This window comes from Mycobacterium riyadhense, assembly GCF_963853645.1.
In the GTDB taxonomy this organism is placed as follows: Bacteria; Actinomycetota; Actinomycetes; order Mycobacteriales; family Mycobacteriaceae; genus Mycobacterium; species Mycobacterium riyadhense.
The window spans coordinates 889,846-908,184 of sequence record NZ_OY970456.1 but is presented as its reverse complement, the minus strand read 5'-3'; the positions used below and the strand labels follow the sequence as shown (position 1 = coordinate 908,184).

General features: G+C 65.6%; 18 protein-coding genes and 2 pseudogenes. 11 read left to right on the top strand and 9 right to left on the bottom strand.

The window, feature by feature from the left end:
- Positions 1 to 50: 50 nt before the first annotated feature.
- The 8 genes and pseudogenes from AADZ78_RS04090 to AADZ78_RS04055 all read left to right on the top strand — a co-directional run bounded on the left by AADZ78_RS04090 (position 51) and on the right by AADZ78_RS04055 (position 7,855).
- A complete protein-coding gene (locus tag AADZ78_RS04090) occupies positions 51 to 785 on the top strand; it encodes a Crp/Fnr family transcriptional regulator (RefSeq protein WP_085251513.1) in 735 nt (244 codons plus the stop codon).
- A 14-nt stretch (positions 786 to 799) separates the two neighbouring features.
- Positions 800 to 961: pseudogene (locus AADZ78_RS04085) on the top strand (transglutaminase family protein); the annotation flags it as partial.
- A 77-nt stretch (positions 962 to 1,038) separates the two neighbouring features.
- Positions 1,039 to 2,370 carry an MFS transporter gene (locus AADZ78_RS04080; RefSeq protein WP_204903460.1) on the top strand — a complete coding sequence of 444 codons (1,332 nt, stop codon included), beginning with the start codon at positions 1,039 to 1,041 and terminating at the stop codon, positions 2,368 to 2,370.
- Between the two features lie 43 nt (positions 2,371 to 2,413).
- Positions 2,414 to 3,097, top strand: coding sequence for a deiodinase-like protein (locus AADZ78_RS04075; protein ID WP_085252577.1), 684 nt, complete (start codon positions 2,414 to 2,416; stop codon positions 3,095 to 3,097).
- Positions 3,098 to 3,559: 462 nt separating this feature from the next.
- On the top strand, positions 3,560 to 5,077 hold the full coding sequence (locus AADZ78_RS04070; protein WP_085252578.1) for a radical SAM protein: 1,518 nt from the start codon (positions 3,560 to 3,562) through the stop codon (positions 5,075 to 5,077).
- Entirely contained in the window at positions 5,074 to 5,865 is a 792-nt protein-coding gene (locus tag AADZ78_RS04065) for a class I SAM-dependent methyltransferase (protein ID WP_085252579.1), read from the top strand. The genes AADZ78_RS04070 and AADZ78_RS04065 overlap by 4 nt, the downstream gene beginning before the upstream one ends.
- A gap of 74 nt (positions 5,866 to 5,939) precedes the next feature.
- Positions 5,940 to 6,161 (top strand): hypothetical protein, encoded by a 222-nt coding sequence (locus AADZ78_RS04060; RefSeq protein WP_085252580.1) that lies wholly within the window; start codon positions 5,940 to 5,942, stop codon positions 6,159 to 6,161.
- 65 nt (positions 6,162 to 6,226) lie between these two features.
- The gene (locus AADZ78_RS04055; RefSeq protein ID WP_085250103.1) at positions 6,227 to 7,855 is read left to right on the top strand and encodes a transposase; all 1,629 of its coding nucleotides are present in this window, start codon (positions 6,227 to 6,229) and stop codon (positions 7,853 to 7,855) included.
- Between the two features lie 578 nt (positions 7,856 to 8,433).
- Here the strand turns inward: AADZ78_RS04055 and AADZ78_RS04050 are convergent.
- From AADZ78_RS04050 to AADZ78_RS04030, 5 genes are all read right to left on the bottom strand, one after another.
- The gene (locus AADZ78_RS04050) at positions 8,434 to 8,871 is read right to left on the bottom strand and encodes a MarR family winged helix-turn-helix transcriptional regulator (RefSeq protein WP_085251300.1); all 438 of its coding nucleotides are present in this window, start codon (positions 8,869 to 8,871) and stop codon (positions 8,434 to 8,436) included.
- A 225-nt stretch (positions 8,872 to 9,096) separates the two neighbouring features.
- Positions 9,097 to 10,227: an NmrA family NAD(P)-binding protein gene (locus tag AADZ78_RS04045; protein WP_085251299.1), complete on the bottom strand. Its 1,131-nt coding sequence runs from the start codon at positions 10,225 to 10,227 to the stop codon at positions 9,097 to 9,099.
- 13 nt (positions 10,228 to 10,240) lie between these two features.
- Positions 10,241 to 10,771: a beta-class carbonic anhydrase gene (locus AADZ78_RS04040; protein WP_085251298.1), complete on the bottom strand. Its 531-nt coding sequence runs from the start codon at positions 10,769 to 10,771 to the stop codon at positions 10,241 to 10,243.
- A gap of 132 nt (positions 10,772 to 10,903) precedes the next feature.
- Complete coding sequence (locus AADZ78_RS04035; protein WP_085251297.1) at positions 10,904 to 11,716, bottom strand: helix-turn-helix domain-containing protein; 813 nt, start codon at positions 11,714 to 11,716, stop codon at positions 10,904 to 10,906.
- Positions 11,717 to 11,728: 12 nt separating this feature from the next.
- Positions 11,729 to 12,214: an SRPBCC family protein gene (locus AADZ78_RS04030; RefSeq protein WP_085251296.1), complete on the bottom strand. Its 486-nt coding sequence runs from the start codon at positions 12,212 to 12,214 to the stop codon at positions 11,729 to 11,731.
- Between the two features lie 578 nt (positions 12,215 to 12,792).
- Between AADZ78_RS04030 and AADZ78_RS04025 the strand changes: the two genes are divergently transcribed.
- The 3 genes and pseudogenes from AADZ78_RS04025 to AADZ78_RS04015 form a co-directional block, all read left to right on the top strand.
- Positions 12,793 to 12,939, top strand: a complete 147-nt coding sequence (locus tag AADZ78_RS04025; protein WP_169726338.1) for a hypothetical protein — start codon at positions 12,793 to 12,795, stop codon at positions 12,937 to 12,939.
- Between the two features lie 114 nt (positions 12,940 to 13,053).
- Entirely contained in the window at positions 13,054 to 13,314 is a 261-nt protein-coding gene (locus AADZ78_RS04020; protein WP_085251305.1) for a thioredoxin family protein, read from the top strand.
- Between the two features lie 22 nt (positions 13,315 to 13,336).
- Positions 13,337 to 13,595: pseudogene (locus AADZ78_RS04015) on the top strand (NlpC/P60 family protein); the annotation flags it as partial.
- Positions 13,596 to 14,875: 1,280 nt separating this feature from the next.
- On the opposite strand, the gene AADZ78_RS04010 reads toward AADZ78_RS04015, so the two are convergent.
- From AADZ78_RS04010 to merA, 4 genes are all read right to left on the bottom strand, one after another.
- Entirely contained in the window at positions 14,876 to 15,679 is an 804-nt protein-coding gene (locus tag AADZ78_RS04010; protein WP_085251294.1) for a phytanoyl-CoA dioxygenase family protein, read from the bottom strand.
- A gap of 44 nt (positions 15,680 to 15,723) precedes the next feature.
- Positions 15,724 to 16,383: an organomercurial lyase MerB gene (gene merB, locus AADZ78_RS04005; RefSeq protein WP_085251293.1), complete on the bottom strand. Its 660-nt coding sequence runs from the start codon at positions 16,381 to 16,383 to the stop codon at positions 15,724 to 15,726.
- Positions 16,384 to 16,464: 81 nt separating this feature from the next.
- The gene (locus tag AADZ78_RS04000) at positions 16,465 to 16,890 is read right to left on the bottom strand and encodes a MerR family transcriptional regulator (RefSeq protein WP_085251292.1); all 426 of its coding nucleotides are present in this window, start codon (positions 16,888 to 16,890) and stop codon (positions 16,465 to 16,467) included.
- A gap of 18 nt (positions 16,891 to 16,908) precedes the next feature.
- The gene (gene merA / locus AADZ78_RS03995; protein WP_139828798.1) at positions 16,909 to 18,318 is read right to left on the bottom strand and encodes a mercury(II) reductase; all 1,410 of its coding nucleotides are present in this window, start codon (positions 18,316 to 18,318) and stop codon (positions 16,909 to 16,911) included.
- Positions 18,319 to 18,339 lie beyond the last annotated feature (21 nt).

The window sequence follows — 18,339 nt, the reverse complement described above, 5'->3', positions numbered from 1 at the left end:
GCACAATTGTCAGCACGATGACAGCATCGACTTGCTGTCGAGGAGGGACGATGTCAGACCAGTCGGTGGGCCCGCTTCGGCATTTCGTGCAGTCGCTAACCGGCGGTGAGTCGGCTTCCGAAGCCCAGGTCCGACAGGCAGCCTGGATTGCGCGATGCGTCGGGCGTGGCGCCTCAGCACCATTGCACCGCGACGACCTGGCGGCGCTGGCGGGGACCTTGCAGGCGAAGGAGTTTGCCCCAGGCGCAGTGGTTTTCCACGCCGGTCACGCCGCGGACGGGGTGTGGATTGTGCGGCAGGGCCAGATCGAGCTCGGTCTGGGCACCGGACGCCGCCGTGCTGTGGTGAATATCCTTCATCCCGGCGACGTGGACGGAGACATCTCGCTGCTGCTGGAGATGCCAATGGCCTACACGGCGCGCGCTTTGACCCACGCGACGTGCCTGTTCCTGGACCGGCAGGCATTCGAGCGGCTGCTGGCGACCCACCCGGCCATTGCGCGGCGGTGGCTGTCGAGCGTGGCACAACGGGTGTCGGCAAGCCAGATCAGGTTGATGGGCTTGCTTGGACGGTCGCTACCCGAGCAGGTGGCGCAACTCTTGCTCGACGAGGCCGTCGATGCCCGTGTCGAACTCGCCCAGCGCACCCTGGCGGCCATGCTCGGAGCCCAGCGCCCCTCGATCAACAAGATCCTCAAGGAGTTTGAGCACGCTCGGCTGATCACCATTGGGTACGCAGTCATCGAGATAACCGACCTAGACGGGCTGCGCGTCAGGGCGCAGTGATGGAGGTGGTCGGTAATGTAGAGGCAAACCACATCGCCTGGTCAACCGGCCGCGACATCCTGCTGGCCCCGCCGCAGCGCGCCGGCCGCAGCCTGTTCTTCGCTGGCCCCTACGCCGAGATTGACGGCAAAACCCACCCGGTGCAACGCCAAATCCGTTTCACCGCACTGCCGTAACCGGTCGGGCGGCTGAATTTGATCGACTGACTGTGATTGGTAGACATCGACCGACAGGCCGAAGGAAGGAGCCGCAAGTGGCGACAATTGCGGCAAGCCCCACGCACAATGCCCTAGGCAAGGCCGCGCGACGGCTGCTGCCCCTGCTGTTCGTGCTGTATGTGATCAACTTCGTCGATCGTGCCAATATCTCCGTCGCCGCCCTGGCGATGAACGCCGACCTGCGCCTGAGCGCCACCGCGTACGGTACCGCCGCCGGCGTCTTCTTTCTCGGCTACGTCCTATTCCAGGTTCCCGCCAACGCGGCGCTGGCGCGTTTCGGCGCCGGGCGCACACTCACAGCGGTTGTCCTGGCCTGGGGTGTGTGCTCGGCGGCCACGGCCTTTGTCACCAGCGCGCACACCTTGTATATGGCGCGCTTCGCCCTCGGGGTCGCCGAGGCCGGCTTCTTCCCCGGCGTCATCGCGTATCTGACCGTGTGGTTTCCCTGCGCGCAGCGAGCCCGCGCCGTAGCTACGTTCCTGCTCGCGATTCCGGTCGCCAATACGGTTGGTTTGCCGCTGTCTGGCCTGATCGTCGGCCACGTCCATCTGGCCGAGCTACCCGGCTGGCGGGCGATGTTTTTGATCGAGGCGCTGCCCGCGCTGGTGCTGGCGCCGCTGCTTCGACGGCTGTTGCCGGACAGCCCTCGACAGGCGCGCTGGCTCACCGCCGAGGAACGCGCAGAACTGTCGGCCCAGCTCGCCGAGGACACCCCTGCTGCGACCGATCGCTCGGGCGGACCCGGTTGGCGGCTCGTCCTATTCGCCGTCGTCTACGGGGGACTGTATTTCGCCCTTTACGCGCTGCAATTCTTCCTACCCCAACTGGTCGCCTCGCTCGCACACGGCACCGCCGCCCTTACGGCCGCCACCCTGTCGGCCCTGCCCTATGGTGTCGCCGCGGTGGCCATGCTGGCTTGGAGCCGCCGCAGCGTCGACCGCTCTGGCGCCCGAATCGGGCATATCACGATACCGACGGTGGCCGCGGGCGCCGCCGCGCTCGGTGCGGCGTTGAGTCCGATGTCACCGATGGTGACGCTGGGCTGGCTGACGATCGCCGTCGCCGGAATCCTTGCGGCCATGCCCGCTTTCTGGAGCCGTTGCACCGCAGCACTGGCCGGTCCCCGGGTCGCCGTGGCCATCGCGGCGGTCAACGCCGCAGCCAGCCTGGCAAGCTTTGCCGGTCCCTACGCCACCGGCCACCTCAAGGACGCCACCGGCACCTACCATGTCGCTTTGCTCACCGTCGCCGCCGTGCTGGCTGCCGCGGCGGCGTGCAGCCTGCTACTGCGCAACGCTGGCCGGATGGCATGCGCCGGCGAGCCCGAAGTCATGTCACACAGATCGCCTGCAACCCCGTTCGTCTAACATCGAACCCGTTCGCGCCAGGGAGTCGAGAACCGGAGGTCCCATGTCGAGAATTGGAAAGGCTTACAACTACCAACGATTTCACTCATCCGATTACGACTTCGAGCACTTCACCGGGCTCAGTGTCGGCGACAAATACGTCGACTGTGAGCTGACCACCGTGGACGGCAGGCGGGTACACCTGTCCGACTACCTGGACAAGCCGATCGTCCTGGAAACCGGAAGCGTGACGTGTCCCATGTACGCTCAGGCGGTACCGCCGATGCAGGCGTACGCCGCAAAGTATCCGGGCATGAATTTTCTCCTCCTGTACGTGCGGGAGGCGCATCCGGGAAACCGAACCCGCGCACACGAATCGTCTGACGACAAGCGTTTCGATGCCCTGCGGCTGCCCAGTGTCTACGATGAGCAGCGCACGGTGCTGATCGACTCAATGGACGGGCACGCACACCATATCTACGGCGCAATGCCAAACTCGATCTACATCATCGACGTTGACGGAAAGATTGTGTTTCGAAGTGCTTGGAACAACACAGACAAACTCGGCGCGGTCCTTGCCGCGCTCCAAGCTAAGCAGACCTTCGACACGTCGGATTTCAAGCTCAAGACCCCGAACCCGATCGGTGCACTGAAGCCGCTGTGGATCGGTGGACCGCTCGCGTTGTGGGACTTCGTCATTGGGCTTCCGCGCCTCCTGATCATGCACCGACGGGCCGGTGATCACTGAAGACCAATACCCGGCTGGGTGCGAACGCGACCAAGGCCTGCGAGTCGAGACAGATCACTTCGTCAGCGTTGAGAGCTAAGACCTCGCCGGCTGGGACGTCTGGGGGTTTAGCGTAGTAGCGGACTCGGACTCGTCGAGTGGGATCTATTGGTGAGGCATCGAGCAGGCGCCCGAATTGCTCGACCAGCAGATCTTTAGCGGCGGATGGTGGTCCGCCCTGCGGTCGCGGCTGCGGCGCTGATCGGCACCGATCGCGTCCGCCCGCTGACAGGGCACGAGCCAACACGTTTCACGCGGATCTTTTGCCTCATTAGCACGCTAGTACGGTGCTGTGTTCACGCGAACTATCGTCCTGGTGACACAACCAGCGGATTGTTCGGCTCCTGACAGTTACTCACCGCGCACGGGTTACCCCGTGCTGAGCTAGCCCAAGTGCATGGGTCGACGGAATGTGGGGCATCGGTGGCGACGACGAAGCAAGATCGCAATGAGGTATTCATCGAGTACACCAAGAGCATCTGCCCGGTCTGCAAGGTCGTGGTGGACGCACAAGTCAACATCCGCGACGGCAAAGTGTACCTACGTAAGCGGTGCCGCGACCATGGCGAGTTCGAAGCCCTGGTGTACGGGGATGCCCAGATGTACATGGAATCAACACGATTCAACAAGCCGGGCACCATTCCGCTGCGATTCCAGACCGAGATCCGTGATGGCTGCCCCAGCGACTGCGGCCTGTGCCCCGACCACAAGCAGCACGCCTGCCTGGGGTTAATCGAAGTCAACACGCACTGCAACCTGGACTGCCCAATCTGTTTCGCCGACTCGGGTCACCAGCATGACGGGTACGCCATCACCTTGGCGCAATGCGAACAGATGCTCGACGCGTTCGTCGCCGCCGAGGGAGAACCCGAAGTCGTGATGTTCTCCGGCGGCGAACCGACCATCCACAAACAGATCCTCGAGTTCGTCGACGCCGCCCAGGCCCGCCCGGTCAAGACCGTCATCATCAACACCAACGGCATCCGGCTGGCATCAGATCGTCGGTTCGTCGCCAACCTGGCCGAACGCAACCAGCCCGGCCGCCCCGTCCACATCTACCTGCAGTTCGACGGCCTCGAGGAAGCAACCCACCGCCAGATCCGGGGCCGCGATCTACGGGACATCAAGGCCCGCGCGCTGGACAATTGCGCAGAGGCGGGCCTGACCGTCAGTCTGGTCGCTGCCGTGGAACGTGGTCTCAACGATCACGAACTTGGTGCCATCATCCGCCACGGCATGGCGCGGCCCGGGGTGCAATCGGTGGTGTTCCAGCCGGTCACCCACGCCGGTCGGCACGTCCAGTTCGACCCCCTCACCCGGCTGACCAACTCCGATATCGTCCACGGCATAGCCGCGCAATTGCCGGACTGGTTTAAGGCCGACGATTTCTTCCCGGTTCCGTGTTGCTTCCCGAGTTGTCGATCGATCACCTATTTGCTCACCGACGGTGAGCATGTAGTCCCGATTCCGCGGCTGCTCGACATTGAGGACTACCTCGACTACGTCTCCAACCGGGTAATCCCCGATCTGGCGATCCGGGAAGCGTTGGAGAAGCTGTGGTCCGCATCGGCGGTGATGGGCACCGACACCACGATCGAGCAGCTGCAGCGGGCCGCCGCCGCCCTGGATTGCGCCGACGCTTGCGGGATCAACCTGCCCGAGGCGCTCGCGCAGCTCACCGATCGGGTGTTCGCGATCGTGATCCAGGATTTCCAGGACCCGTTTACCCTCAACGTCAAACAGCTGATGAAATGCTGCGTGCAGCAACTGACCCCGGACGGGCGGCTGATCCCGTTTTGCGCCTACAACTCGGTTGGCTACCGAGAGCAGATCCGCGAACAGCTCACCGGCGTGCCGGTGCCCGACATCGTGCCCAACGCCGCCCCGCTCGCCGGGCTGCTGGCCGACTCCCCGCACGGCTCCAAACAGGTGCTCCGATGACCCTCCCGCCGCAGCAGATCAAGGCCTGTTGCGCCGATGCCTATTCCCAAGACATCGTCGCCCTGCTGTTGGGCGACTCGTATCACCCTGGCGGCGCGGTGTTGACCCGCAGACTGGCCGATCAGCTCGGGCTCCAGTCAGGCCAGCGGGTGGCCGATGTCGCCTCCGGACCCGGCGCCACCGCCCGCCTGCTCGCCGGCGAATACCACGTCACCGTCGACGGCGTCGACCTCAGCGAGATCAACGTCAACCGTGCCCAGGCCGCCGCGACGCAGGCCGGGCTGGGCCAGCGGGTGCGATTCCACCACGGCGACGCCGAAGAACTTCCGTTGCCGGACAACGCATTCGATGCGCTGGTGTGTGAATGCGCGCTGTGCACTTTCCCGGGCAAGAGCGCCGCCGCTCATCAGTTCGCGCGGATCCTGCGTCCGGGCGGCCTGGCCGGCATCACCGACGTCACCATCACCGGGGCCGGCCTACCGGCGGAGCTGAGCTCACTCACCGCCTGGGTCGCCTGCGTTGCCGACGCCCGCACAGTCACCGACTACACCGGCATCCTCGCCAGCGCCGGACTTCAGGTGCGGCACATCGAATCCCACGACGAGAGCCTGCTGGAAATGATCGACCGCGTCGACGCGCGGATCACCGCCCTGGGCATCGCAGTCCCAAAGCTCCTCGCCGACAACGGCGTTGCACCCGACGCTGTGCTGGCATACACGAGGCTGGTGACCGACGCGGTCAAGGCCGGACGCATCGGATACACCCTCATCATCGCGGAAAAAACATGACACTCAAGGAAGCATTGCCGATGAGAACCAGCCGACCGGGCACCACCACGCTCAATGCGATCGCCTAGCTGGACATGGCGGTCGGCGGTCGGCCGCCGAGCACAACGACCGAACCAACCGTCGAGACCCCGGCGAAGTTCGTTCACCTGACGATCCCGGGCACCGGTGACATCCTGGTCGGCCGACTCTCGAGCCTTGGCGCGCTCACCGGCTACGCCGCCGGTACCGGCATCCGACCAATCCGGGGACTGGCTTACGCGCTGGGCTGGCGGCCTGGGCTACTAGGACGCTGCTGATTTAGTGGCCCGGGTTTCGGCGTGCCTGACCGGGTTTGGCGCGGGTGTGCCATGAGGATCGGTGGGTGGCGTTGGGATGTGAGAATCGGCAGGGCCGGTTCGATGACGCGATGCTTCTGGTGGGTGATCAGTTGCCCGAGGGCAGCATCTATCGGCTGTTGGCCGAGCACGGCGGCGCGCTGTTCGGCGATGACTATTTCGCCGACTTGTTCAAGGCCTCGACGCGGGGCCGCCCGACTGTGCCGGCGCGCGTGGTGGCCACGGTGATGCTGTTGCAGGCCTACGAGGGCTTGTCGGATCGGGAAGCGTGTGACCGGCTGGCTTTCGACTTGCGTTGGAAGGCCGCTGCCGGGTTGACAGTGGGGGCGGAGGCTTTTCACCCCACGGTGCTCGTTGGGATGCGCAACCGGCTGCGGAAGTCCGATCGGCCGCGGCGGTTGTTCGATGACGTCAATACCACCGCCCAAGCGGCCGGGTTGTTACGGGGACGGCGGCGGGTGTTGGATTCCACCCCGTTGTTTGATGCGGTGGCCACTCAGGACACGGTGATCCAGTTGCGGGCCGCGATCCGCAAAGTACTGTCCGTGGCTGACCGGGCCGATCCTGCGTTGGCGGGTGCGGTGCGGCAGGTGCTGACCCGCGACGATGACTACGCCAGCCTGGGTAAGCCGCCGTGCGACTGGGACGACCCGAAAGCCCGAGAGTCGCTGGTGGATGCGCTGGCCCGCGATGCCCAGGCGGCGTTGGAGGTGCTGGATGGCCGCGAGTTGGACGGGCCGCTCGCCGAAGCCGCCCAGCTGCTGGGGTTGGTGGCCGGCCAAGACGTCGAGGCCGGCGAGGATGGGGTGTTTCGTATCGCCCGGCGGGTGGCCCGGGATCGGCTGATCTCCACCGTCGATGTCGAGGCCCGCCACGGGCACAAGTCACGGGCCCGTACCTTCGACGGTTACAAAAGTCACCTCAGTGTGGATCCGGATGAGGAGCTGATCACCAATGTGGCCATCACCGCGGCCAACACCGCCGATCGCGAGGTCATCGACGAGCTGCTGAACGAACCCGTCGCGGGCGCACCTGCCGATGCCGAATCGGACGATGACGATGACGACGGTAGCGACTCACAGAATGGTTCGGGGTCCAAAGGGTTTGAGGTGTATGGGGATTCGGCCTACGCCGGCGGGGCTACGCTGGATGAGCAGACCCAGCGGGGTCATGACATGCGCGCCAAAGTGCCTCCGGTGCGCAACGCCAACGGCTATTCCAAAGACCAGTTCAGGATTGATCTGGCCGGCCGCACCGTCACCTGCCCGGCTGATCACACCGTGAGCATCCGCGCTGGTGTGCGTCACCCCGTGGCGCGCTTCGGTGTGCTGTGTCAGTCGTGTCCGTTGCGGGCGGAGTGCACGAAGTCCCGTCGGGGGCGCGTGATCAGCATTCACCCGCGGGAAGCCGCGCTGCAGCACGCCAAAGCGCGCCAACGAGATCCGGCCTGGCAGCAGGACTACCGGACCTATCGGCCGGTGGTGGAACGCAAGATCAGCCACTTCACCCACCGCCCCTGGGGTGGCCGAAGAGCCCGCTGCCGCGGACACAAACGCATCCTGACCGACATCCTGGCCCGAGCCGGCGCCATCAACCTCGCCCGACTGGCCGCCCTGGGCCTACACCACGGAGCCGCGGGCTGGGCGATTGCCTGACCCCACCACCGACCGACCATCCAAGGGGTCAATTTTCAGATGCCGTCACGGGTCAGAATTCGGACGCCGTCGACGCCAACCCACCAGGGGCCATTACATCAGCGGCGTCCTAGGCGCGGCGCGGGTCGGGAACCGGAGGGCGGTAGTCGAATTGAGCGTCATCAGATCAGGAAATGCTTGGGTTCCCAAGGCGCGGCAGGGGCCAGGTTCGTCACCGCGGCCGTCGTGGCGGAGGAAATACCTGCTGAGTACCGACCCGAGTTGCCTTCGCCGATGCCGCAAGCGTTGGCCAGCCATGTCGCCGCGGTGGTCCTGTTCGGGAGCGGTCGATTCAGTTCCTGCGCGATGTCGGTGCGCCGCCTATCGCAATCGGGCCCGCGTATGACAAGACCATCGAGTTGTGTGTTCCCGACGACACGGCCTGCAATGGTGGCCCGGCCGGGATGCCCAGTTTCAGGCACGGTCTGTATCCCGTGAACGGCATGGCGAACGAGGGCGCGGCTTTTCGCTACGAGTCGACTCTAGGCAATGAGTGAATCCTTCTGCGCATCAAGCAGTATGGGCAATCATTTCGCAGGTCATTCCGCGAGTGCTTCGAGCCAGTTGTCGATGGTCGCGGCGGAGTCGGCGCCCAGGAGGCTCAAGACGTCACGCTGGGCCGCAGCCCAGGCGGTCCTCGCCTGTGCGAGGGTCTCGATTCCTTGGCGGGTAAGGGTGGCCGACGTCGACCGGCCGGAGGGTGAGTATTCGAGCTCGACCCATCCCCGCTGCGCCATGAGGGACAGATTGCGGCTGATCGTCGAACGCTCGACCGCCAGCGCGTCGGCGACGGCACTCGGCTTCAGCGGCCCCCTCAGCATCAGGACGCCGAGGACCTCCAGCTGCGGGAGCGACAATCCCTGGGGGCGGAGGGCGTGATCGAACCGGCGGGCCACGAGACGGTGCAGTCGGCCGATCCGCACCCCCAGGCAACCCTCCCGCATGTCGAGGGCGAGGTTTCGGGCTTTTTGTTGCATCTACAACCTTCTGTATGTTGTAGGTACATCATATGCGTCGGTTCCACGACCTCCTCGCTGCGGAACAGGGACAGGTGCTCGTGCGCAAATCGGCCCAGCGTCTGTGAAACGATTCCGGTCAAGCGCTCCACTTCGTCGGTTTGCAGCTCGAACAGTCGTCGATATCGGCCATTCGGACACCGTTGATCTCGGCCAATTTGTTCTCGGCAAAGGGCCGGGCGCTTATCACATGGGTTCCCTCTCTAGCCGGTGCGATGCGGTGCGCAGGGTGTCCGTGGGCGGGGCGGTTTCGGGCAGCAGGAACAGCTGGCGGCGGCGGGCAGCGGCCACCCAGTCCGGGTTGTCATGGGCCAGTGCACCATTCGCGATGAGTGGATAGTCGCGGGCACGTTCCCAGCGATCGAGGTCGGGAGCGCGCGCCGCCATCATGCGCACGGCGAAGGCGATCGCTGCTGCGCGGCTTCCCAATCGGAGTCCGGGCATGACGCGCTCGGGCTCGTTGAGGTAGCGGCGTGCGATCTCGGTGAAGCCCTCCGGCGGGCGCCCGCACACCTCCTCTACGTGGTTCGTGACGTCGGCAAAGGCGCCCGCCCGCAGTTCGGCAGCGTAGTGGCGGACCTGCGCGATCTGAAATGTCGGGAATCCCTGCGCCACAGCGGCTTTGGCGAACATCCGGATCGACACGTCTCGGTAACGGATCCGGCGCCCCAACAACTCGCCCATTGAGGCCGCGACATCCTGTGGCGACAGGAGTCGAGGGCCCGTCGGGCGCAGGCACCGTCCGACGTAGGGGGCGGGGTTTTCGAGTACGCGGGCCGCCACCGTGCCGATGTCCTCGTTCGACGGTGGTGCATTCAATCCGTCGCCGAACGGCAACGCCAGCAGGCCCATGTGCACTATCGCGGGAAGGCCCAGGAAGTATGTGAACGCGAACATACCCGGGTTGACGTGAATGACGTCGAACGGCAGCCGCCGGTAGAGGTTGTTCGTCAGCCAGTGTTCGCGCTGCACGATGGACGGATGGGTGGGGTGGGGATTCCAGGCGCTCATGAGTGCGACGACCTCGAGCCCGGCCTCCTGCGCGGCCATTGCGAGCATCGCGGAGCCGTGAAGCAGGCGTGAGTCGAAGGGCGGACAGTGATAGGCCCGCTGCACATCGTGCAGTGCGGCATGGAGATCGCGCCAGTCATACAGGCTGCCCACGGCGACCTCGATGCCGGCTTTTCGCAGCCGGGCCGCACGTTGGTCGTCGCGATGGACGAGACAGCGGACGGGAAATCCCTTGCGGGCCAGTTCGAGAGCGGCGACCGATCCGGTGCGTCCGGCGCCGGTGGTGACAAGGATGCGCGGCTTCATCGAATCCCCTCCGTCAGCGCGTGCTGGGGACGACGGTCCGTATGAGGCCAGTGTCGACGTCGTACACGTGTCCCGACACGATGACCCGGCCCGGCCGGAGAGGCGACCGGCGCAGCAGCTCGACGTCGGCCCGCACGGTGGCTTCGGGGTCGGTGACCGCCCGCTCGGCGAGTGTTGCGTCGTCCGCACCGATGCGTTCGGCGAAACCTCGACGGAAATCGGGGTCGGCGAGAGCGCCGGTTCCGCAGCTGGTGTGGTGGATCACGCTCACTTCGAAGGCCGCCGCCTCGGCGCCGAACCTGGATTCTGCGGCGTGTCCGATGAACGCGATCTGCTCGATCACCTCGTTGGTGACCCGGCCTCCGGTGTTCCGGATGACCAGGGCGTCGCCGAGTTCGAGACCGAGCAACTGGGCCGGGTCCAGCCGAGGCTCCAGGCAGGTGACCACAAGTACCTGGTGGCGAGGCAGCGGCTTCAGGCCCTGGTGGGCGCCGGTCGCGGCGAACGCACGGTTGCGTTCCAGGAGCGGGTCGATCTGAGACATGGCGGCACCTTTCGGAAGCAAACTGTGTTGTAGATACAACACGGACCATAGCGAAAGCTGAGTTGTAGATGCAACAAACAGAGGATCTTGCGGTCGGATGGGCGGCGAGCCCGTGCCGTGGTTGTTAGAGCCTCAGCGGCCGGCCTCGGCAACCTCGAACCATCGCCGCGTGGGCTCATCGGCCGGGAACAGCAGCTCGATCCACAACTCGGCGAGCGTGATGTCGGAGGCGTGCTCGAACCGGACGATAGTGGCGAGCATCGACAACGTCATGTCGTCGCCGACCCGAAGCTGGATCGTCAGCGTCGGGTTGCTCGCTTCGCGGCTGGGCCGCGGAATGTCGGTGACATGCCGGCGGGCGCGGTCGGCCAGCGCGCGCAACCGCGGGTCGGTAGACGCCCTGGCTCGCCGTTCCAGCCGCTCGACATAGCCGTGTGCGACCTCCGCGAAGTTGACGATCGCTGTGCGCACCGGACCCGGCCCGACGGCGGCATCCACCAGCTCTTCCGGTGACAGCGCGTCGATTCCCGGATTGAGCAGGGCGCACGGGCGGTTGAGCGCGAGGACCCGCCCGTAGGCATCCATCGCGCAGGCGGGGAAGGGCTTGTGCGTCGAGAGCAGCCGTTCGATCGCGATGCGATGTGCGTCGAGCTCGGCGTCGGTGAGGTGGTGCTCGGAGACCGAGGCGGCGAGTCCGGCCGCGCGGAGCAGCTCCGCACGGTCGCGGGCCGAGACATCGAGCGCGTCGGCGATGCGCTCCACCAGTTCGCGGCCGGGCCGGGATCGCCCGGTCTCGATGAACGAGATGTATCTCGGTGTCGATCCGGCCTGGTCGGCGAGCTCCAGCTGGCTGACGCGGTGCCGGTGGCGCAGTGAGCGCAAGACCGCGCCGAACGGGCTCGACGCCTCCGGTGCCGCCTGGCCGTTGAACTCGGCTAGCTTCATCGCTTCATCGTCTCACTGCCCGCGCGCGGCGACCTCGGGGCGAGGCACCCCGTGTTCGAGGCGGTGCTGCAAGTCGCGGAAGAACTTTCGGATGACGAAGCCCAGAGCCAGCGAGACGATCGGGCCGAGTGGCACGAGCCACCACGGCAGCACGATGAACCCGTTGGCGTGGATACGGCACCGGTTACCAACCAGCGGTGTCACTGACAAAGTGTTGCGCGCCGATGTCAGAAAGCTCGGCAGGCCGCGAACGGCTTCATAGCTGTAGGTCATCTTGCCGGGGTCGAACGCGATAACACGTTCGACCACCTCGTCGCCACTGAACGGGCCGGATGAAACCTGGCAGTGGCGCTGGGCGCCCACCTCGACCTGGCGACCGACGAGGTGGGAACGATCGACAGTTGTTGTCCACGTGCCGATGTCGCCGAAGCCATCGGCGAGTAGCACCCAGGCGTCGGCAGCCGATGCGTTGACGTCGATTGATCGTTGAATCCTCATGGAATAGACGATGCACGCACCAGGTGCCTTCTCACCATTCCCGTTTCGGGAAGCGACGGTCTCCGGTTCGTCGAACTTGTGATGCTTCCCAGATCTGGTTTGTCGTCGTACTGACTGTCTGTGATTATCAGTGCTGGTTTGCGGTTGTACTGACTAACTGTGATCACTCATAGTCGTTGGGCAGATCGGCCAAGGCCACCCGCCCGGGATTCACGGCGGGTCTTGCCGGCCCGGATCCTTTGGCGGCGACCTGCAATGGGCACACTCGCGTCCACCTTTGTGCGCAGGAGCGCAGCGCACGAGTTTCGCGTGACGATCGCGCCCAGGGCGAAAGGTATTGAGAGCCACTGTTGTTGGGTTGAGCTTAGTCGCTACGCGGACCGCCAACCTCTTCGCGTTGATCAGAACCAATGGACCGATGACTGTTCTCGGGGTACCCTCCCCGGAGCCTGGGGCATCATCGGCTGGATCAGCGATCTGATCCCGCACTTCGCATGCGGCGTGGTCACCGCCCTCGTGGTGCACCACCTCTACCCACCACCGCGCTGATGGCGCCGAAAGTCCTCAAATTGCAGTGAATGACAGCTGACCAGGATCGGTCGGTCGGCTACCGCGGCGGCAACTGTTGGCGCGCGGAAGCCATTGCCGGCCTCGACGATGCCGCCCGTACGCCAGCGCAGTGCCATCTTTCCGTCCCGGCGCCGGTGGTGTGGCGCAGCTGGTGAGTTCGGTTTCCGGCGCATGGGATCCGGTGACGTGAAAGTCGCGCACACAGCAAGGGTCGGGGTTGACATTCCAGTCGAGTGGAACCCGTAGCGTTGGGGCTGGAGGTGATGATGATGGCAAAGCGCCAGGTTGAAGTGTTCGTCGCTGGATGCCCGGTGTGCGAGCCGACCGTTCGTCTGGTGCAGGAACTAGCCTGCCCGGATTGCGAGGTGACCGTCCAGGATCTGCGAGCGGGTGGTGCCGACGCTGCAGCCGGGTACGGAATCGCGTCGGTGCCCGCGGTGGTCGTGGACGGCACCCTGGCTGCGTGCTGCCAGGGCCGGGGGCCCGACCGGCAGACTCTCGCGGCAGCCGGCATCGGGCAGCGGCTCTAGCCAAGCTAGCGCGGGACCCCGGGGCAGCCTGACCGGTCCCAGCCGCGGTGTGGGCTCGGAGGCCAACACCGTGGGTTCGACTGCTCCGGGCTTACTTCGGGCTTACTCGCTACGCCTTCGCCGGCGTTGGTGTGCTGATCCCGCAATACTCCGGCGACCAGTACAACGCCGGACGGCATATTCCACGCTCACAGGCCAAGCGCGGCGACCTGATCTTCTATGGACCCGGCGGCAGCCGCCACGTGGCGATCTTCCTCGGCAGTGGTCGGATGCTCGAGGCCCAACAAACTGGGGTGCCGCGAAAGATCTCGCGGGTGCCTAACGGGCACAAGCCCAGACGATGCCATAGCCCGGAGGGCACGATCACCCGGTCCAATGTCGTCGCCGCTGCGGGACCAAGGCTGTCGCCGACGGCGCGGTCAAGGCGTCACGGCCGAGTCTGTCATGGCACTGACATTGGAGGAGTGACAGCCTCCCGGCACCCGTTGCAGCGATTAGCACGACAAAAGTGATCCGACAAGGAGTGGACATGACAATCGCAATAGCCTCAGTTATGACATTGGCTGGGATCTGGTTATTCGGGATCTGGCTGGGCCATCAAGAGGACCTGAAACACCGGTCGAGGTACGAAGGATTCCAGAAGTTCCCCCGATGTGTCGGAGAGTTTGCGGCCTTGGATGGGCACAGCACCAGCAACGCCAGGCTAAGCCATCCACACCGGTACCTGTGCATCAGGTGACTCTCCGCCGGTGCCCGACCCTAGCCGATTTGCGGGCGTACGTGGGTTGCGACGATGGTCGCCGCGTTACGGTCAGCGGACCAAACGACGGACACCGGCCACACTCGAATTTGCTCTGCGAGCGGCGGTTACGTTTGTCGACCATCCACGCCGACGGCTGTCGTGGGCAGGATCTACCGCGCCGAACCCTGATCCCTTGGACTTTGTAGCCCTGGACGCCAGCGACTAGGACTAGGGCGAACGCCCAGGAATGTAGCGCGACCCGTTGGGGCTTACCGAGCTGTACCGGCTCACGGCTGCTGCCCAACAGGCGGCGGCGATCCCGCGCCCAGCGTGTTGCGCTTCGGCCACAACGCATTTAGAGTTCTGTGGGTTTAACTGGGGGTCGATCGAGGTGTGTATCACTGTTCCCGATTAGGGGTTGCGGTGTGATTCGGCCTAACGGGCAACAGGCTGATAGTTATTCGTTCCCGATTACGGCTGGAGTATCGCAAGCCGGCGGTGGTGTTGGGCGTGGCCAGGCGTATCCGTTGACGGCGGAGCCGGTTTCCGTTGTGGGCGAACCGCGGAGTGGGCGCTTGGCGTCGAAATCATCATGGATGCTGTGGAACGTGCGGTGCTTGTTGATAAGGGGTTGAACCCAGACGACCCCGCCGTAGTCACGGCGCTCGATCTGGTCCGTTGGGAGTTGTCGTTGCTGGCTGAGTAGACCGGGCGGGTGGTTCATTCCTGGCCGCCAGCGGAATGGTTTGAGGGTTGCGTTCGGTATCCACGCAACCGACATCGCAGGCGGTGGGCTGCTGCGGAAAGGAGGTGCGGGCGTCAATTGCTGATGCGCGGATACCGATCGTCGGGTAGTGGCTGACCTGGCTGGTATGGCAGCGGATCGTGGCCTGGTCTGGGGTTGTATGTCGCGTCTGCGTCGGTGTAGGTGATCACCATCGACACACGGTCTTGCGATGTTTGGTTGGCGCCGGCCGCGTGTGCGGTGCGACGGTGGTGGAAGGTGACGTCGCCGGCGCGCAGCGGCACGGTAATCCGTGGCGTCCAGCGTAGTTCGGGCCAGTGGTCGAACAAGTAGGAGTGGGCGTCGTCGTCGCGCAGCAGGTCGTCGAACTTGATGTCGGTCATATCGATGCGGTCGGGGCCGCCGCGGCGGTGTGACCCGGGCAGAAACGTCAGGCAGCCCCTCTCGACCGGGACGTCGACTAGCGCCACCCAGGCGTTCAGGCTGATGCGGCTGTCCACGATTTCGCAGGGTTTGTCGTCGTGCAGGCCGGTGGGCCTGTCGTTGGGGGTCTTGAGGAGTACTTCGCCGCCGAAGACCCGCAGCGGGATACCGGCAAGGTGCCCGGCGATCGCTGCGAGTCGGGGATGTAATGCCAGCCGACGCAGGGTGTCGTTGTCTTCCCAGGCATCAACTGTGGCCACGATGCCGGAGTTGTCGTTGCGTTTGGTGACATGTTCGGCCGTCAACACCGTGTAGGCCGCGGCCCGCAGTTCGGTGACTTCCTCCTCGGCGACGATGTGTGCGACGTGCACGAATCCCTGAGTGTGAAAGTCGTTGACAAGGCGCTGGATTTCGCGTGGTGCCGCGTCAGGCGCGGCGGATCTGGTCGTGGTCATCGTGTTCGCATTCCGGTGATCTGGTGTGGGACGGGGTTTGACAGTTAGCAGCACACGTCGGGATCGTCGTCGCCGAGCATGGCGTCGGCGAGGGGCCGCATGATCAGCGTGTAAGCCTCGGCGACGGGCAGCACCCTCATGCCGGGGTAGCGGGATTGCCAGTCACGGGCGGCCTCGGCGGTGGCGAAGAAGTGTTGCGGGTTGCAGAGGGTGGTCCGCACCGCGCTGGTGTCTATCTGGTTCGGGTCGACGATCGACACCACTGCCGTCGATGGTTCGAGGTCGGTCACCCCGGTGTCCGGGTCGACGCGGAGTCGGATGGTGGTTCCGGTTGTCGGGCACGGTGATTCGATGACGGCGGGGCGCCCGATCACGGTGGGGAAGATCAGGGTGTCGGGGGCGCACCAGGTGTAGAGCTGCTTGCCGTCAACGGTGAACTTGTGCGGGGTGGGCTTGTTGGTCAGGCCCCAGCCGATGATGCAGCCCCGGTCGTCGTATTCGATGTCGCCACCGGCGGTGGCCTGTTCGAGGTCGGTTTCGGCGACGCCGGCGGCTGCGGCCAACTGGGCGGGGGTGATCGGTTCGCCGTCGGCTAGCAGGCGCAACGCGGCGCGCAGCAGACGCGACTTGTCGCCGGTGCCGGCCGTCTCGGGGGCACCGAACAGTTTGTCGCTGAGATCGGCGGCCACGGTGTGGTCGGTCACGGGATCGGCTCCTTCGCAATGGTTGTCGGGCTGATGTGTGCGACGGTAGGGCCTTCCCCCGGGGTGAGAGTCAAGTGCTTGTCAGCCGCGCCGCCGCGCTTCGGTGCCCCACAGCGGTTTGTGCCCGGCCAGCTCGGCGTGATGGTCGCGCTCGTAGGCGTCGATGCCGGCCAACGTGGCCTGCAGGGCCGCGATCCGCTCGTTGATGCGTTCCCTGGACGTCGCCAACAGCCTCGCGAGGCGCGGTCCGGGTGGTTGCGGCTGTGGGCGGGTCAGGCCGCGGATCTCGGCGAGGGTGAGCCCCAGACCGCGCAGGATGGTGATCAGCCGCAGGCACCACAGCGCCTCACTGGTGTAGGTGCGGTAGCCGGCGCGGCTTCGACCCAGGGTGTTGACCAGACCGTGGTCGGTGTAGTCGCGGATGGCTTTGATCGGGATGCCGGTGCGGCGGGAGAGCTGTCCGACGGTCCACAGTTCATCGGTTCTCAATGGTGCGGTGTGCGTCATAGGTTTCCTCGGTGCTTGTCAGGCGCAGCAGGACAGTTTGGTGACATCGCGGGTGAAGGTTTGCGCGGCCAGTTTGAGCCCTTCGGCCATGGTCAGATACGGGCACCACTGCTCGGCCAGCTGGGCCACGGTAGCCTTGGCGCTCAGTGCACCCACCGCGGTGGCGACGACCTCGCCGGCACCGTCGGCGATCACGTGCGCCCCCAGCAGGCGGCCCGAATCTCGTTGGGCGACAAGTTTGATCAGGCCGCGGGTGTCGCGGTTGACGATCGCTCGGGGCACGTAGTTCAGTGGCAGCACCCGGCAGTCGCAGTCGTATCCGGCGTCGATGGCCTCGAGCTCGGTCATCCCGACCGCGGCGATCGCGGGGCTGGTGAACGTCACCCGCGGTAGCGCCGCGTAGTCGATACTGCGCTGGGCATTGTCGAATGCGTTGTCGGCCACCAGGTTTCCGTGCGCGGCGGCGACGTAGACGAACTGCGGGGCGCCGGTGACGTCGCCGGCCGCCCAGATCCGCGGGTTGCTGGTGCGTAGGTAGTCATCGACGACGACTTCACCCCGGTTTCCGGTTTTCACCCCGACGGCTGCCAGGTTCAGTGACGCGGTGACCGGTCGGCGGCCCGTGGCGACCAAAAGTTGTTGGCCGCGCAGTTCGCCGTCTTGCCCATCGGTTCTGTGGTAGCCCAGCCGGTACCCGGTGTGGTCATGCTCGACCCGATCGACGGTCGTGGCGGTGAAAGCCCCGATGCCTTCCCGGGTGAACACCTGCGCGACGACCGCAGAGACGTCGGGTTCCTCGAACGGCGCCAACCGCGGCAGCAACTCGACCACGGTGACCTCGACCCCGAGCCGTGCCCATAGTTGGGCCTGCTCGAGGCCCACCGCGTTGCCGCCGAGCACGATCATCGACTCCGGCAGCGCATCGAGGTCCATCGCGGTGGTCGAGGTCAAGAACCCGGCCTCGGCCAGCCCATCGATCGGCGGGGCCCACGGCGCCGACCCGGTCGCGATGAGATAGTGCTCGGCCTGCACCCGGGCCGACCCGCCGGCGGTCAGGCCGACATCGAGGACAGGCCCGTGGGCGAAGCGGGCGGTGCCGGCCAGGATGTCCCAGCCGTAGTCGGCTGCCAGACCGGTGTACTTATCGTCCCGCATCGCCGACACCAGGGCGTCCTTGGCGCCGATCAGCCGCGGCATGTCGACGCCGAACGGGGTCACGACGATGCCCGGGAACCGCCCATCAACACTGTCGTGGCGGGCCGCCGCGGCGGCCAAGAGCGCCTTCGACGGCACACATCCGGTGTTCACGCATGTCCCGCCGACCGTGCGACGCTCGATCATCACCACACGCTTGCCCTTACCGCGGGCGGCGATCGCCGCGGCGAACCCGGCGCCCCCTGACCCGATGATCGCCAGGTCATACCGCATCGCAGCCTCCTCGCCAGCACG

Excerpts from the sequence above, each read along its gene's own strand:
- AADZ78_RS04060 (WP_085252580.1), top strand. The coding sequence starts at position 5,940 with ATGGCGGTCGGCGGTCGGCCGCCGAGCACAACGACCGAACCAACCGTC.
- AADZ78_RS04025 (WP_169726338.1), top strand. The coding sequence starts at position 12,793 with ATGACAGCTGACCAGGATCGGTCGGTCGGCTACCGCGGCGGCAACTGT.
- AADZ78_RS04075 (WP_085252577.1), top strand. The coding sequence starts at position 2,414 with ATGTCGAGAATTGGAAAGGCTTACAACTACCAACGATTTCACTCATCC.
- AADZ78_RS04000 (WP_085251292.1), bottom strand. The coding sequence starts at position 16,890 with ATGACGCACACCGCACCATTGAGAACCGATGAACTGTGGACCGTCGGA.
- AADZ78_RS04035 (WP_085251297.1), bottom strand. The coding sequence starts at position 11,716 with ATGAAGCTAGCCGAGTTCAACGGCCAGGCGGCACCGGAGGCGTCGAGC.
- AADZ78_RS04010 (WP_085251294.1), bottom strand. The coding sequence starts at position 15,679 with ATGACCACGACCAGATCCGCCGCGCCTGACGCGGCACCACGCGAAATC.
- AADZ78_RS04020 (WP_085251305.1), top strand. The coding sequence starts at position 13,054 with ATGGCAAAGCGCCAGGTTGAAGTGTTCGTCGCTGGATGCCCGGTGTGC.
- AADZ78_RS04065 (WP_085252579.1), top strand. The coding sequence starts at position 5,074 with ATGACCCTCCCGCCGCAGCAGATCAAGGCCTGTTGCGCCGATGCCTAT.
- AADZ78_RS04040 (WP_085251298.1), bottom strand. The coding sequence starts at position 10,771 with ATGTCTCAGATCGACCCGCTCCTGGAACGCAACCGTGCGTTCGCCGCG.
- AADZ78_RS04050 (WP_085251300.1), bottom strand. The coding sequence starts at position 8,871 with ATGCAACAAAAAGCCCGAAACCTCGCCCTCGACATGCGGGAGGGTTGC.
- AADZ78_RS04030 (WP_085251296.1), bottom strand. The coding sequence starts at position 12,214 with ATGAGGATTCAACGATCAATCGACGTCAACGCATCGGCTGCCGACGCC.
- merA (WP_139828798.1), bottom strand. The coding sequence starts at position 18,318 with ATGCGGTATGACCTGGCGATCATCGGGTCAGGGGGCGCCGGGTTCGCC.
- AADZ78_RS04045 (WP_085251299.1), bottom strand. The coding sequence starts at position 10,227 with ATGAAGCCGCGCATCCTTGTCACCACCGGCGCCGGACGCACCGGATCG.
- AADZ78_RS04090 (WP_085251513.1), top strand. The coding sequence starts at position 51 with ATGTCAGACCAGTCGGTGGGCCCGCTTCGGCATTTCGTGCAGTCGCTA.